This is a genomic window from Psychroflexus longus (genome assembly GCF_020164595.1).
In the GTDB taxonomy this organism is placed as follows: Bacteria; Bacteroidota; Bacteroidia; order Flavobacteriales; family Flavobacteriaceae; genus Psychroflexus; species Psychroflexus longus.
The window spans coordinates 62031-76772 of the sequence record NZ_JAIQZE010000012.1; the positions used below are offsets into that span (position 1 = coordinate 62031).

Below are 14742 nucleotides of genomic sequence, written 5' to 3' on the forward strand. Positions count from 1 at the left end.
TTATATTATACAATTTTCATTCTGTCAAATCCCTTTTTGGTTATAATGTTTAAGGCCAAAAAATATAGAAATTCGAAGTATGACAACTTAAATGTTTTACGAAAAATATTAAAATGTAAAAAAATGAATTCTGGCCTATTTGCTAATATATAAGTTTTATAAAGTTTTTTGTTTTTTCTATCATATTCAAACACTATATCCTTATCATCACAGAATTTAGATTGTATTTCGATATTTAATTTTAATTGAGCATTTGCGAATCTAAAACTTAAACTACTTGCTTTTCTGGTAATTGAGTTATCGGTTTGCCTGTAAAAATAAAGTTGATTATCAATCTTAGAAATTTTTAATGGTTGATGAAAAAGTCTAATCAAATAATCATGATCTTGACCACGAATTAATTTTTCTCTAAATCTTAATTGTTTTGTCACTTCGCTTTTAATCAATGGATCACCAATCAAAATTTGGTTTCTTGATTGAATAAATTCTTTATAAAATTTGTTTGTAATGCTATTTGATGGCCTCAAAGTTTTTTGTATAACAAAATGATCTTTAAAATCTGTAAGCAACTTCGTGTTTTTAGAAATTACTATATCCGATTTTTCAATTACAGCTAGTTCAACTTTCAATTTTAGATTTATTGGAGATATAAAATCATCACTATCTAACCACTGGATATAATCTCCACTACTCATCTTAAAGCCATAATTCCGCGCTCCATTTCCTCCTGGTAAATGTTCGTCTGGTCTATGAAAGTATTTAAAACGCGAGTCTTTTTCAACATAAGCCCCTACGACCTCATCGGTGTTATCGCTTGAGCCGTCATCCACAATAATACATTCCCAATTTTGGTAGGTCTGTGCCAATACAGAGTTAAGCGTCTCGCCAATGAGGTGCGCGCGATTGTAAGTCGGGATAATCACAGAGACTAAAGGCTGGGTGTTCATGGCATTCGATTGGTATTGCAAGTTTACGAAATTTTCAGTTGACGGTTGACAGTTTTCTGTTGTCGGTTTGTAGAGTCCTAAATAGAGTTGACCTTTTTAGAGTTGTTTATTTGATTCAAAGTTATTAATTTTTTGCATAGTAGAGTGGTGTAATAATTTTCGGTTATCAGCTTTCTGTTATCTGTTGTCCGTTGTCTGCTCTTCGGTGATTAGTGAATAGTGAGTCGGTAGTCGGGAATTAGGTTTTAGGTGTTAGTGATTAGGCGTTAGGAATTAGGAAATGAAAAATATAAAATTTGAAATTTGAAATAAGTCTTGAGTCAGTGAATCAGTGAGTTGAGGAGTCAGTAGCCAAAAGTTAGGTTTTAGGTGTTTGGGATTAGATAATAGGGATTAGGAATTTTTGAAATAATTTGTAAATGTAAATTAGTGGCTTGAAAATCATCGTAATCATAAAAAACGGCCTACTTTTTATGGAATCATAAAAACCAGAAAGCGGTGAGGATAGGACTAAGGAGCAAAGCACTAGTGAAACGGTTTGCTTTGCGTGGAGGAGCCGCTTTTGTAGTTTTTAAAGACATAAAAATAAGCCTAGACCTTTTTGGTTACTTTTTACGGCAATGGTAAAAAGTAATGAAGCATGAGTTAAATTCAAAACAAAAATAGAACATGTAGCATTAAACCACTTCTCGATAGCTCTGCTGAGCGAAGTCGAAGTGCAATTTTATTTCGTTTAACTTCATTAAATTACTCTAAGTAACATTTCTCTCGATACAGGCAATGAAAAGTGTTAGAATCCTCAAGAAGACATTAACTAATGTCATGCTGAATTTATTTCAGCATCTTCATTAGCCTATTTTTAGACCCTGAAACAAGTTCAGGGTAACAACGCTGTCAGGTCGAGTGTCCTGGCAAGATTTATCGGGATGTATCGAGACCTCATTCGAGGTTTCAGCATTAAACTACTTCTCGATAGCTCTGCTGAGCGAAATCGAAGTGCAATTTCTTTCCTTCGCAATCAAGAAAAAAACTCAAACTGATATTGAATCAAATATAAATTTGAATGCAGTTGTACAGAAAAACAATCAAACTATAAGGCTTTAAAGATTCATCGTCGAAGCAAAAAAGCTTCTCTGTCTGAATGACATTCTTCTCGATAGCTCTGATGAGCAAAGTAAAGGAGCTATTTATTACGTTTCACTTCATAAAATCTAACTACTTGCATGCCTTTACAGACACTAGAGGAGCAACATTTCTGAATTTTGCAAAATAAAAATACGCTAACATGCTTAATAAACGTTAAACGAAACATAAAATTGAAATTTTAGTAAACTCAAGCCCCTATGAATGGTAGGCGCTTGGAGCAATTGTGGAAAACTTTGTGGATAACTTTCCGCCACTTTTTACTCAACATATTCAAATTCGGTTTTATCTTTACCACTGAAAATCAGGGTAATGAAGCTCTGATGTAAATCTTATCATTATGATACAAGTTAAAAGCTTGCAGCGAGTAAATCCACGGGATGTGGAAGCTCCAAAGAAGTTCTACGTTCAAGCAGTGAGCGCAGGAAAAACCGATTTAGACCGTTTGGCCTATCTCATCTCCAACCAGTCCACCGTGCGTAAAGCCGACTGCTATGCAGTGCTTGAAGCTTTGCTCCACAACATGATGGATGAGTTGAGAGAAGGTAGAATTATCGAACTCGGCAACATTGGTAATTTCCAGATTGGCGTGAGCTCCGATGCGGTAGAGACCGAAGAGGAAGTGACCTCTGGTCTAGTCAGGAAAGCCAGAATTTCCTTTAGACCTGCAAAAGCCCTTAGGGACTTACTGCAAACGGTAGATTACAAAAAGGTGAGCTAGTGATAGGCAGCCTTACTTTTGTCTAGTTGACAAAAGTGTAACCCCCAACACCTTCTACTGTTGGGGGTTTTTTATGTCCGAATGTTAGATTTAGACTTGACGAATTTATTTTTTGACTTTATGAACTGCAAAAACCGAGAAGTCAAATTATTATTACCCTCAAGTTGAATTTAAAAATACACTTGATGGATTTTCAAAATCTACTATTTTAAAAGTAATTGAAGACAAATTTGGAAATCTAAAGCAAAAAAAAACTCAAAACCAATGAGCTAATGATAGGCAGCGCTTGCTTTTGAGTTGTATAAAAGTGTAACCCATATCTTCTACTTACCGATTACGCTCCAAATATATATACTATATACTTATATTTATATATAAACCGCGTTAAAATTTTGGCAGGTGTTTTAAATTGAGTGAGTTATAGAATAAATTAAATAAAAGTTTAATTAAATTTTTATTTCAAATTCTCTTTTAATCATTTCCTTGTAGTATTTACGAATTCTATGAGGTAAATGTCTTTTAAAAACTGATGACAAAATATTTAAAAAACTAAATTTCAAATAAATACTAAAATTTAAATAAGAATATTTTAAAAGCTTACCCAGTACTTTTTGATTAACAACTAAGCTATTCACTTTGTAAAAAATAAATAAGTGCTTTACATAGAATTCTTTTAGATTTAATGATGCTGAAGCATTTTTACTAAAATGTTTAATGAGGTCATCTACAATTCTAAGTCTATCTTTATAAATAGATTTATTTAGAATATTTTTCTTAGTAGTATTAGAATTATGGCTTCTATAATAATTAAGAGATCTATCTAAGAAGTAAATGGTACTGTTCAGTCCTATTTGAATATAAGAATACCGATCACCGGTATTTTTAAAGCCTATAAGTTTATTAAAATCAATAAACTTAAACGACTCAGCCTTGAACAAAACACTGCTTGCATTAGCTATCACCATGCTCTTAACCAAGTATTCTGAAACTAAATCAGGTCCACTAATTTTAAATTCTGAATCCTTATTATGAGGTTTAAACTCACCTCCTGTTTCATTGCCTTTCTCATCAATAATAGTTGATTTTGTAAACACTAAACCAAAATCTTTTTTATCTAATATAAAATTTAAAGTCTCTTCAAGAAATTCAGGATGAGCCACATCATCACTTTCAGCAATCCAGATATATTCTCCTTTAGATAGTTTAATGCCTTTTACCCATTGTCTAAAGACTGAGCCCGAATTGTGTTTATTGACTTTATAATGAGAAACTTTTGGATGACTTTTATATTTATCTAAAATTTTCAAAGAATCGTCTGTTGAACAATCATCTAAAAGAATCACTTCAAAATCTTGAAAGGTTTGATTTAAAACACTATTTATTCTTTCATCCAAAAAATGAGCATGGTTATAATTAGGGATGATGATGGAAACTTTGGGAAGGGTCATTGGTTAAAAATTTTCCTGAGTTTTCTACTCACTTTTTTTAAGAAAACTCCCAAAGGATCATATCTTAAAAAAAACTCTTTTTGATATTTATAATTCAGTAGCCAAAAGTAATCTTTATATAATAGTTTAGGATAAATTTGATGATCATCAATTTTTGACTTTAAATTTTTGACTGTAGCCTGGTTGTCATGTAATCTAAATTTTACAAGAGGTTCAGCTATAATATGTATGCAATAGTTTTTAAGTATGCGGCAGCAAAATTCAAAGTCGAGAATTTGCTTTAATCTCTCATCATAGTAACCAGTCTTATTGAGTACCGATTTTCTAAACATCATAACACTGGGTTCTCCAATTTTATTCTTAGGTTTTTTAAAAAAATCCTTTCTTTTAAAAAGTTTTTTAGTCAAAATTAGGTCACCAGGTGCATCTGAAATATGCTTCTGTAAATCTCCATAGGTGGCTAACCACTGCTTAGTTTTATCATCGTTATGCTTACTGATTATAAATTCTCTTTTGGAAGCCACAAGACCTACCTTAGGATTATTTTCTAAGACTGTATACATCTCCTCCAGACAAGTGGGCAGTAAGATATCGTCCTGAAATAAAAATTTAATATACTTCCCCCTCGCCTGACGCATTGCATGATTCCAGTTGGCGCCTATTCCATCTGGCTTATGATGAAAAACGCGTACTGGAAAATTAGATTCTTGCTTAAACTTTTCTACAACCTTTAGCGTATCATCTTTAGAATCATCATCACTTACTAACACTTCAAAATCTTTAAAGGTTTGAGTCTGTATTGACTCCAAGGCCTCCTGAAGATATTCTGCCCCGTTGTAGGTTGGGATGCATATGGAGATAGAAGGACTTACTTCCATATCCTTGTTTTATTGATGAGTTTTCTTTTTAGGCGCGAAATAAGCTGTTTGAAAGTTAAATCATCACTCACGCCAGGATTTTCTTTTCTGTTAGAATCTATAAAACATTGATAAATAGCTCTTTCTATAGAAGGTGTAATTGACAACATCACCAGAGACTCTAAGTCTATGTTTTGCTGAAAACGTTTTAAAAATGATTGAATTCTTTCAATTAAAATATGATTGACTTTATCGCTGAAAAGATCGGTTTTTATCAATAATGCAAATGTATAAGCTGTTTTTAAGTTTCTCTCATAAGCTGACTTACCACTCCATATACCCGAACCTACCCTGTAAACCGCCATTTTTTCTTGGATGTAACCAATCTTCCCATTACTGGCTAATAACATATACAAAAAAAAGTCACCTATTGGTACTAGCTTGAATCCATCAGGCCACTCTAAATTGTCATTTCTAAATAGTACTGAAGGGGTATGAATATAATTTCCCCTGCTTGCTAAGTTCTCAATTGTCTCGTGTCTTACGGGCACATTAGTTATGTTATCTTCACTAATGGATAAATCTGGGTGTATTAAATCTACTTTATGAAAACACATACTATACTCCTTATTCGCCTCCAAAAACTCCACCTGCTTTTGCAACTTTAAAGGATCGGTCCAGTAGTCGTCGCCATCTAATAATGCTACATATTTACCTGAACAATTTTCAAGGATATTTATAAAATTATACAGTCTGCCAAGTTCTTGCCTCTTCTGCCAGTACGCATCCCCTTTCTCTCTTTTAAGGATTTTTATATGAATATTATCTGTGTCTGAATACGTTCTTATGATATCTAAGGTTCCATCCGTCGAAAAATCATCACCTATAACAATCTCAACTTTAAAATCGGTTTCTTGCATCATGATCCCTTCCATTGCCTCTTTAATAAATGGCGCATGCATGTAAGTCATCAACCTTACACTAACAGTGTAGTTTATATCTTTTTTATTCAAAATGCTGTTGATTTAAAAAGCGATTAAATAATGACTTTGTCTGAACTTCTATCTTAAATATTTCATCTTGTGTCAAAGTTTCTTTGTATAAAATTATACTAGAAGGATCAGGAGGTCGAAGTGTTTTTTGTTTCCAATCCAAAAGACCATTAGGTTCATCGTTTGTCTTGTAATAAGTTAACATTCCAGGTTCAAAGTTTAAGTCTAAAAATTTAGATGTTCTCTTCAAGTCATCTTCAGTGTTAACTACTAGTTGTTCGTAATTGACAATAAGAAACTTATCCTTTTTCAAGCCATTAATAAAATTTAATATATTCTTATGGTTTTTAAGCCACTCATCAATGAAATCAACTACATCTAGAGAAAGCTCTGGTTTATAATTTGAAACTGTTTTTAGTTTTTGAATTCCTTTATAGGACGAAAATACAGCTTTAGGGTCTCTAATTAAAAATATGAAGAATGCTTCTGGACTGATTTCTTTGATCTCTTTGAGATGTTTTATATAGTAGTTGTTTTTATCCCCTAATATATGTTGATCAGCTTTATTCAATTTTGATTGCCCATAAAATTCTATGACTCTAAAAACTAATTCTTCGTAATCCTGAGGAACTTCATCTTCTAAAAATCTTTCTAAATCAGAAAAATCTAAACCCCAGGTCTCTATTTTTTTTGATGATTTCAAATCAGTTACGAATTCACTGATACTAGACTTTTTATCCCAGGATTTGTATTTTTCATACCACCAGTGTATAAAACCACACTCAGGCGGTATGGTCATTTTGCTATGACTGTTAAGCATTATCCTAAAAAGGGTAGTTCCCGATCTAGGATTACCAATAACAAAGAGGTGCTTTTTTGAATTATTCATTAATTGTACTTACAATTTTACTTAAGTCTTCAATACTTAAACTATCATAAAGCGGCAAACACAACACCCGTTGCGCCATGTCTCTTGCGATTGGACAAGTTGAGGATTGGATATAAGGCAGCTCTTCTAAACTCGGATAAAAATACCGCCTTGGGTTGATGTTTTCTACTTTTAATTTGTCTTTTGCCTTTAAAAGATCTGATTCTGTTTTAAAAATCACAGGATAATAGCTATAATTCCAGTCAGTGCCTTCTCTAAGTTTAAGATTATTCAATTGGCTAAAATCAAGGTGTGTATCATAATACTCACAGACACGTTTACGTTCAGCAATGATGTGTTTTATATACGGCAACACACTTAAACCCATCGCCGCCTGGAGTTCGCTCATTTTAGCATTAAGACCTAAGCCATGATATTTTTCCGGACCATCGTGCCCAAAATTATGTCGGTACCACATTTCTTGTCGTGTTGCTTCATCCTGGCAAAATAAGGCACCTCCTTCACCCGTATGAAATAACTTAGTGGCATGAAAGCTACAGGTGCTCACATCCCCATAGTTAAAAATAGATTGGCTTTTGTAGTTGACGCCAAAGCAATGCGCGGCATCATAAATGACTTTCAAATGGTGTTTTTTAGCAATGGCTTCAATTTCTTCCACAGCACAAGGATTGCCATAAACGTGGGTGGCTAGAATAGCAGTTGTTTTATCGGTTATGGCGGCTTCAATTTTGGTTTCATCGATGGTCAAATATTCGGGATGAATATCCACAAATACAGGTGTACATTTTTCCCAAACAATAGTTGCTGTTGTCGCCACATAAGAAAAGGGCGTGGTAATCACCTCACCTTCTTTGGCAAAAGCATTTAAGGCGATTTGAATCGGCAACGTCCCGTTCGTCATCGGTATGATCTGATTCACGCCTAAATAGTCTTGCAGCTTTTGGGACAGCTCTTTGTACAACTCCCCATTATTAGTCAGCCACTCATTCTCCCAAACGCGTTCTAACTGCTTTTGATAATCTTCAATCGGTGGAAAAAAGGTTTTGGTGACATTGATCATGTATTAGTATAATTTATTCCAAACTTATTATTCAAATCTTTATTGCTAGAAAAGTAAAACTTGTTTAAAATACTAAAGGTTTGCTCGCTAATTTCTTCATCATATTTACCCTTAAAAACTTTATGGTTTTCAAATTCTTTTTTAAATGGTTTAAGAGAAAGTTCTTTCATCAATTTTTTTAGTGTATTGTCCGTTTCTTTATTTAGCGACTCATTGCTTATCACTAGTACTTTTTTAAAGTATTGTTTATATACTTCAATATAGTTGGAATACAAACCCTGTTTTAAAACCGAACATTCAATACTCTTATTTTGTTCAATAGCCTTAAGTTCATTCTCTATAAAAACATCGAAAGACCTATAATCTTCAATATTTCTTTTGACTACATCCTCAGGATTGCCGCCTCTCTTTTTTATCCAATCAAACCACCACCCTTCTCGGCCACCATAATATCTATTTTTATACATCATATATGCACTAAAAGCTCTTTTAATAGGATTTCTAACTAAAATGATAATATTAGCATTTCTATTATATTTTACGATCCGATCAGCAGTAGTATGTGTTTTATTATCTGCAAGGTATGATGGTGAAGCATCAACTAATTTAATTTTCTCAATGTATTTTTCATAAAGATTCAATTTGAAAAAGGAGTGATAATAATCAAACCCCTTTTTATACTGTGCATCATAACTAAAAAAGTCAATTTCTTTTTGTTTCCCTGCTTTAATTTGATGGTGTTCTGATAAAAAACTGTGTAAAGCAGTGGTACCACATTTTTGACCACCAACAATAAAAATATCAACTTTCATATTGCTCCCAACTAAACCTTGGTTTTAATGGACCTACCGTTTTACCCATCCATCCGCCAAGCTTGACATGCTCCTGTATCACTGTAAAATTTATTATATCTTCAAATCTATTGATTAATTTTTTCTTGCTTGTAATTTGCAAATCGACAAAAAAACTTCCCTGATTAAAAAAATAATTAGGAACATTTAAAACTATGATATTTTTAATATCAGTATCGGTAATTATAAAATCTGGACTTACTACGAATAAAAAATTACCTTGCTCATCTTTAAATCTAAGTGAAATATTAAAATCGTAGTTATTAGATTTATAATAATTGACCATAATTTCTAAATGATCATCCCTAAGTATAGGATCTCCAAACTTTTTCCCCTTTGCTTTAACACCTATGGAATAAATTCTAAAATCTTTACCTTCAAATTCACTTTCCTTAAAAAAACGCTGGTATTCAGCGCCTTTTTCATTTCCCATTTTTAAATAATAATCTACACACTCATCCGTCCCTCCTTCAAAAGCTATTTTACCATTCTCCAACACAATCCCACGCGTACATAAACTTTTTACCGCTGCCATATTATGACTGACAAAGAGCACGGTCCTACCATCATTGCCCGAGATGTCCTTCATCTTACCAATGGCTTTCTTCTGGAATTCGGCATCGCCCACGGCCAGCACCTCATCTACGACTAGAATATCGGGTTCTAAGTGCGCGGCTACCGCAAAGGCCAGACGTACTCGCATCCCTGAGGAATAACGCTTCACCGGCGTATCAATGTACATGGCACAGCCGGAAAAGTCGATGATTTCTTCTTCTTTCACTTTAATCTCAGCTTTGGTCATCCCTAAAATCGCCCCATTGAGATAAATGTTTTCACGCCCTGTCAGTTCCGGGTGAAAGCCCGTCCCCACCTCCAGTAAAGAGGCAATACGTCCTTTAGTCTTGATGCTCCCCGTGGTGGGAGACGTCACTCGCGATAAGATCTTCAGCAAAGTGGATTTACCCGCTCCGTTCTTCCCAATAATCCCCAGCACATCCCCATCGTGAACGTCAAAGTTAATGTCCCGCAAGGCCCAGACGTAATCGGTTTCCGCTTTCTTACTTCGGTCGTTCTCCGCCCCTACCTTCAAATACGGGTCGTCCTTGCCGCGCACACTCGCCCACCAGCGGTTCAGGTCATGACTCAAGGTCCCCGTTCCTACCACCCCGAGGCGGTATTGTTTAGAGATGTTTTGGGCGGTTAGAATAATATTATCTTTCATCAATTTGCTTTAGTATCGTTGTGAAGTGGTATAGTGGTATAGTGTTATAGTGGTATAGTGGTATAGTGGTAAGATAAATTATCTTTCTCCATGATCAATCAATTACTATTTTTTTCTCTACAATTTCTGCATTTTCCCATTACACTATCAAACTATTCCTCTATTAAGAAATTCTTCCATTACACTATTACTCCATTCTACCATTCCTCTATTCCTCTATCATACAACTCTTCTATTACACTATCCTTTAAATCTTCGTTTTGATATACCTTTTATAACCCACTAATAATTTTCTTACCAAATTTAATTGTTTTTCGATAGGCTCAATATCATTTGCAGTATAATCTAAATCTTTAGCAATGATAATAAGAGTATCCACTTCACTTGCTGATCCCATTGCAATCCCGATAAATTGATGAAGTTCTTTTAACCCATTTCTGGCACTTCCTTCAGCAATATTAGTAGGTATCGAAACGGCAGCTCTTCTTAACTGTGAAGTTAAGCCATATGCTTCAGATTTTGGAAATTGAGAAGTCATTTTGTAAATCATCTTGACCAAAACCATGGACTCCTTCCATACATCCATATCTTTATGCCCCATAGCAACTATTCATTTATAACTATTTTTACAATTTAACCACTCCTCAATTATACAATTATTCCATTCTTCTATTTCACCACTACTCCACTACACAACTATCCCATTCTTCCATTACACTAAACAGTGTCAATAAAACTCTTCTCAGTCCGATTAAAAATCGCCAGACCCACAAAAAAGACAACTATCGAAAAGCCTAAGGCATAAAAGAAACCCCACCAGGTAAATAGACCTGTATCGAGGGTCATGTAGCGGAAGCCTTCTATGATCTGAGCCAAGGGATTGTACTTAAACACCCAAAAGTATTCTGGCTTTTTTTCCAGGATCTCTGTCATCGGAAAAGGCACCGCTGAGATGTACATCAGCAATTGTACGCCAAATCCAATAAGGACGGTAAAGTCTCTATACTTGGTAGTCATGGCCGATAAAATCATACCTAAGCCTAAACCTGTAGCTCCCATGATAAACACGTAAACTGGGAATAGAAACAAATTGGTATTGGGACTAATGGGTTTCCCTGAGGCCACAAAATAGATATAAAAGCCGGTAAATATACTTAGTTGTATCGCCAGTTTTAAGAGGTTAGAAATCGTGACTGACATGGGCATGATGACCCTGGGAAAGTACACCTTACCAAAAATCCCCGCGTTTTTGGTAAACGTGCCCGAGGTTCCTGTGAGGCATTCTTTAAAATAAGTCCAGGCGGTAATACCGGCTAGGTTAAACAAAAAGCTGGGCACAGTCCCCGTCTGAATATTGGCTACGTTATTAAAGACCAGCGTAAAAATCACCGAGGTAAACAGCGGCTGAATCAAAAACCAGAGTGGGCCCAACACCGTTTGCTTATAGACGGTGACAATATCGCGTTTCACAAACAAAATCAAAAGATCGCGGTACCTCCAAATCTCCTTAAAATTGAAGTCAAACAGTGGCTTTTCAGCTTTAATCTCGTATAACCAATCGGAGTCTTGAGAGGAAGTATCAGTCTTATCCATAAAAGTTGAAGTTAACTATAGTTCTACGTCTTAAAGCCTTTAAAATTATATACGAAGCTTGCTGAGTTGAGATCGGTTTTAAATTCTTAATTCTGTGCCAAATTTACATTTTTTGTTGGATATGGGTTGGTTCGTTGTTCGTTTTTTGGCGGTGAACCGGTGAACCTGTCAACTGGTGGACTGGAGTGATGAGGTGGTGGGGCTAGGGTTTAGAAATTAGGTTTTAGGGAAGATCAGTAGTCAGTAAGTTGGTGAGTTGGTGAGTTGGTGAGTTGGTGAGTAAAATTAAAAATTTTGAATGCTCTTAAATGCTAAACGGTTCATTAGCTGGAGAAATGAAACAAAAACATGATGGCAAAAAACTAAAGCAGCAACCACAAAATATATCTACCGGGCATCAAGTTAAGGGAAACCGACTAATTTCCAGAAATAACTGTGGCTTTCGCGGAAGTGCATTACGAAGTAATTAGCATGAAGCGAAACCGAGGAAGGAGGTTCATAGCCTGTGCCGATGCTTATCGGTAAACACTTAGACAATAAAAACGGGGGTGAGCTAGCAAGCCAGCAGTGGTTTTGCGAAGAGCAGCGGAGCAAAAATTTCTTTAAATTAGCCTCCCCGATAGCTATCGGGGTTATTGTTTCGTTTTTTCATCAATGGAAAAAATGAAAAGAGAAAAGTCATTGTTACTAAGTCCGTCCTTTATTATAGGATTGCCTGCGTTTCCCGCCTGAGGCATTCAGCTGTTCACCTTAGACGGATACATGTGTCATTCCGACGAAGGGAGGAATCTCTTTTGTCGTAATATTCAAATAAGAATTTAAAAAATTAGGTGGTAGGGATTACGTTTTAGAAGGTAGCAAATAGAAAATTTGAAATTTGAAATAAGTCAGGGTGACGATGCTGTCTTATGTTCGCATCTGCATGCGATTCTTGGCAAAGGGATCTGTTTCGACTTCATTTTAAAAAGATAAGAATCTGATTTAAAATTATTACTTTTGATGGATAAAAGTGGAACCATGGATATGCAGTCAGAAAAAATACAACTTGCCAAAATGCTTTTGGAAACAGAAAATCCAAATATAATTGAATCTATTAAAAGGATTTTCAAGAAAAATAAGACTGTGGATTTTTGGGACGAGCTTTCTCCAGAACAAAAGAACGAGATTGAAAGAGCTTCTACAGAAATCGAAAATGGAGAACTCACAGATTATGATTCTTTTATGCAAAAGCACAGATAATTGAAAAGAAAAGTTCTAATCCCTAAGACTGCTGAAAAGAAATTAGACAAACTTTTTGACTATCTTTTAAATGAGTGGTCTAAAAAAGTAAAGAATGAATTTATCGAAAAGCTTAACAATTCCATTGAAATCATCCGAACTCAACCAGTGATTTTCCCCGAGTCCAAAAAAGGAAAAAACTTAAGGCGCTGTACTATAACAAAACAAACTACTCTATATTATCGATTTAACTCCAAGCATATTTATATAGTTACACTATTCGATACAAGGCAAGATCCCGGTAGATTGAAATCTGATATTCTGTGATCGTAATTCCTGTGAATTGTGACTGGTCTATTGGTGGAACAAGGTGATAGGTTTTAGGATTTAGGCGGTAGGAAATGACAAATAAAGAATTTGAGTTGGTGGCTGAGTGTCAGCCCCTGGCGGACGTATCGAAGCTACCATCAGTTATCGTTGTCGGTTTTTCGGTGATTAGTGATTAGTGATTAGTGAATCGTGAGGTGGTGTACTGGAGGGATTAGGAAATAAAAAATTTGAAATTTGAAGTAATTTGTGAATGTAAACTAGTGGCTTGAAAATAATCGCAATCATAAAAAACGGCCTACTTTTTATGGATGTAAAAAACTGAAGAACGAGATTCATAAACACTTAATCCATAACAAAAGGGATGAACAAAAAAGTACTATTATCAACTATTAACTTAAAAGCTAAAATCTAAAAATGGAGCTAGAGGTCTATTGGTGAGAACTATAATATTAATTTGTAAATTGCAATAAATTCAGAAAAATGGGCAGCTTAACTATTTCAAATAAAACACTGAATCGGTATTTTGGCTATCTAAAAAACCTTGATAATGCAACTAAAAAGAATTTAATTATCAAGTTGACAAAATCTCTAGAACTCAAACCTAAAAAAGAAACAGATTTGAAATCACTGTTTGGTGCCTGGGAGGATAACAGAGACGCTGATGAAATCATTTCAGACATCAAAAACTCAAGAGTTGCTAAAACTAATACGGTGTCTTTCGAATGAACTATTTAATTGATACTAATATTTGCATTCACTTTTTTCGAGGCAAATTCAACTTACTTGACAAGTTTGAAACCATAAAACTAGAAAATTGCGCTATTTCTGAAATCACACTCGCTGAATTGATTTTCGGTGCAGAAAACAGTTCAAACCCAAAGAAAAATTATAAACTCATAGACCAATTCACTGAGCAAATTAAAATTTTACCTATTTATAATGCCTTAACTATTTATGCAAAAGAAAAAGTAAGGTTGAGAAAGGAAGGTAAAATGATAAGCGATTTTGATTTACTTATTGGATCCACAGCCATTTCAAATGATTTAATTATGGTTACTGAAAACATAAAAGAATTCAATCGAATAACTGATATTCATATTGAAAACTGGACCCAACTAAAATAAAAGCTGACGGCGTTTCTTGGAAGGCAGGGCGGGAATTAGGTGTTAGGTTGTAGGTATTAGGAAATAGCAAATTTGAAATTAATCGTGAGCTGGTGGCTGAGTGACTCGATTTTTCATCGAGGTGTATCGAAGCCACTGTCAGTTCGAGTGCTGATTTTAAGTCGATAGACTAAAATCAGTGTATCGAGAACTTAACCTTACTAAAACAAAAATTTCTAAGATAATTAATTTGGTGGCTGAGTGTCCGCCTGAGTCGGATGTATCAAAGCTACCATCGATTGTCTGTTGTCAGTTTTCGGTCGTCGGGAGTCGAGAGTCTGTTGTCTGTTGTCAGTGATCAATGAGGA

Annotated in this window: 15 protein-coding genes; 5 read left to right on the forward strand and 10 right to left on the reverse strand. The window is 34.8% G+C overall.

The genetic code is table 11. The features are described 5' to 3' along the window. Positions 1 to 5: 5 nt before the first annotated feature. Positions 6 to 968 carry a glycosyltransferase family 2 protein gene (locus LB452_RS10965; RefSeq protein ID WP_224461779.1) on the reverse strand — a complete coding sequence of 321 codons (963 nt, stop codon included), beginning with the start codon at positions 966 to 968 and terminating at the stop codon, positions 6 to 8. A 1462-nt stretch (positions 969 to 2430) separates the two neighbouring features. Between LB452_RS10965 and LB452_RS10970 the strand changes: the two genes are divergently transcribed. Then, positions 2431 to 2811, forward strand: a complete 381-nt coding sequence (locus LB452_RS10970; protein WP_224461780.1) for an HU family DNA-binding protein — start codon at positions 2431 to 2433, stop codon at positions 2809 to 2811. A gap of 446 nt (positions 2812 to 3257) precedes the next feature. Here LB452_RS10970 and LB452_RS10975 read toward each other — a convergent pair whose 3' ends face one another. From LB452_RS10975 to LB452_RS11015, 9 genes are all read right to left on the reverse strand, one after another. After that, positions 3258 to 4259 carry a glycosyltransferase gene (locus tag LB452_RS10975; protein ID WP_224461781.1) on the reverse strand — a complete coding sequence of 334 codons (1002 nt, stop codon included), beginning with the start codon at positions 4257 to 4259 and terminating at the stop codon, positions 3258 to 3260. Next, positions 4256 to 5137 carry a glycosyltransferase family 2 protein gene (locus LB452_RS10980; RefSeq protein WP_224461782.1) on the reverse strand — a complete coding sequence of 294 codons (882 nt, stop codon included), beginning with the start codon at positions 5135 to 5137 and terminating at the stop codon, positions 4256 to 4258. Before LB452_RS10980 ends, LB452_RS10975 begins: the two co-directional genes overlap by 4 nt. After that, on the reverse strand, positions 5128 to 6129 hold the full coding sequence (locus LB452_RS10985; RefSeq protein ID WP_224461783.1) for a glycosyltransferase: 1002 nt from the start codon (positions 6127 to 6129) through the stop codon (positions 5128 to 5130). The genes LB452_RS10980 and LB452_RS10985 overlap by 10 nt, the downstream gene beginning before the upstream one ends. Next, on the reverse strand, positions 6122 to 6997 hold the full coding sequence (locus LB452_RS10990; protein ID WP_224461784.1) for a sulfotransferase family protein: 876 nt from the start codon (positions 6995 to 6997) through the stop codon (positions 6122 to 6124). The genes LB452_RS10985 and LB452_RS10990 overlap by 8 nt, the downstream gene beginning before the upstream one ends. Then, the gene (locus tag LB452_RS10995) at positions 6990 to 8057 is read right to left on the reverse strand and encodes a DegT/DnrJ/EryC1/StrS family aminotransferase (protein WP_224461785.1); all 1068 of its coding nucleotides are present in this window, start codon (positions 8055 to 8057) and stop codon (positions 6990 to 6992) included. The genes LB452_RS10990 and LB452_RS10995 overlap by 8 nt, the downstream gene beginning before the upstream one ends. Continuing rightward, positions 8054 to 8869 (reverse strand): sulfotransferase family protein, encoded by an 816-nt coding sequence (locus LB452_RS11000; protein ID WP_224461786.1) that lies wholly within the window; start codon positions 8867 to 8869, stop codon positions 8054 to 8056. Before LB452_RS11000 ends, LB452_RS10995 begins: the two co-directional genes overlap by 4 nt. Continuing rightward, entirely contained in the window at positions 8859 to 10130 is a 1272-nt protein-coding gene (locus LB452_RS11005; protein ID WP_224461787.1) for an ABC transporter ATP-binding protein, read from the reverse strand. Before LB452_RS11005 ends, LB452_RS11000 begins: the two co-directional genes overlap by 11 nt. 247 nt (positions 10131 to 10377) lie before the next feature. Next, a complete protein-coding gene (locus tag LB452_RS11010; protein ID WP_224461788.1) occupies positions 10378 to 10731 on the reverse strand; it encodes a four helix bundle protein in 354 nt (117 codons plus the stop codon). Between the two features lie 116 nt (positions 10732 to 10847). Further along, positions 10848 to 11723, reverse strand: coding sequence for an ABC transporter permease (locus tag LB452_RS11015; protein WP_224461789.1), 876 nt, complete (start codon positions 11721 to 11723; stop codon positions 10848 to 10850). A 999-nt stretch (positions 11724 to 12722) separates the two neighbouring features. Between LB452_RS11015 and LB452_RS11020 the strand changes: the two genes are divergently transcribed. The 4 genes from LB452_RS11020 to LB452_RS11035 all read left to right on the forward strand — a co-directional run bounded on the left by LB452_RS11020 (position 12723) and on the right by LB452_RS11035 (position 14395). After that, a complete protein-coding gene (locus LB452_RS11020; protein ID WP_322966348.1) occupies positions 12723 to 12962 on the forward strand; it encodes a hypothetical protein in 240 nt (79 codons plus the stop codon). Further along, complete coding sequence (locus tag LB452_RS13645) at positions 12963 to 13268, forward strand: type II toxin-antitoxin system RelE/ParE family toxin (protein ID WP_224461790.1); 306 nt, start codon at positions 12963 to 12965, stop codon at positions 13266 to 13268. 483 nt (positions 13269 to 13751) lie between these two features. Further along, positions 13752 to 13997 (forward strand): hypothetical protein, encoded by a 246-nt coding sequence (locus LB452_RS11030; RefSeq protein ID WP_224461791.1) that lies wholly within the window; start codon positions 13752 to 13754, stop codon positions 13995 to 13997. Beyond that, the gene (locus LB452_RS11035; RefSeq protein WP_224461792.1) at positions 13994 to 14395 is read left to right on the forward strand and encodes a type II toxin-antitoxin system VapC family toxin; all 402 of its coding nucleotides are present in this window, start codon (positions 13994 to 13996) and stop codon (positions 14393 to 14395) included. The genes LB452_RS11030 and LB452_RS11035 overlap by 4 nt, the downstream gene beginning before the upstream one ends. Positions 14396 to 14742: the final 347 nt, after the last annotated feature.

Excerpts from the sequence above, each read along its gene's own strand:
- LB452_RS10970 (WP_224461780.1), top strand. The coding sequence starts at position 2,431 with ATGATACAAGTTAAAAGCTTGCAGCGAGTAAATCCACGGGATGTGGAA.
- LB452_RS10975 (WP_224461781.1), bottom strand. The coding sequence starts at position 4,259 with ATGACCCTTCCCAAAGTTTCCATCATCATCCCTAATTATAACCATGCT.
- LB452_RS10980 (WP_224461782.1), bottom strand. The coding sequence starts at position 5,137 with ATGGAAGTAAGTCCTTCTATCTCCATATGCATCCCAACCTACAACGGG.
- LB452_RS10990 (WP_224461784.1), bottom strand. The coding sequence starts at position 6,997 with ATGAATAATTCAAAAAAGCACCTCTTTGTTATTGGTAATCCTAGATCG.
- LB452_RS10995 (WP_224461785.1), bottom strand. The coding sequence starts at position 8,057 with ATGATCAATGTCACCAAAACCTTTTTTCCACCGATTGAAGATTATCAA.
- LB452_RS11000 (WP_224461786.1), bottom strand. The coding sequence starts at position 8,869 with ATGAAAGTTGATATTTTTATTGTTGGTGGTCAAAAATGTGGTACCACT.
- LB452_RS11005 (WP_224461787.1), bottom strand. The coding sequence starts at position 10,130 with ATGAAAGATAATATTATTCTAACCGCCCAAAACATCTCTAAACAATAC.
- LB452_RS11010 (WP_224461788.1), bottom strand. The coding sequence starts at position 10,731 with ATGGGGCATAAAGATATGGATGTATGGAAGGAGTCCATGGTTTTGGTC.
- LB452_RS11015 (WP_224461789.1), bottom strand. The coding sequence starts at position 11,723 with ATGGATAAGACTGATACTTCCTCTCAAGACTCCGATTGGTTATACGAG.
- LB452_RS11020 (WP_322966348.1), top strand. The coding sequence starts at position 12,723 with ATGGATAAAAGTGGAACCATGGATATGCAGTCAGAAAAAATACAACTT.
- LB452_RS11030 (WP_224461791.1), top strand. The coding sequence starts at position 13,752 with ATGGGCAGCTTAACTATTTCAAATAAAACACTGAATCGGTATTTTGGC.
- LB452_RS11035 (WP_224461792.1), top strand. The coding sequence starts at position 13,994 with ATGAACTATTTAATTGATACTAATATTTGCATTCACTTTTTTCGAGGC.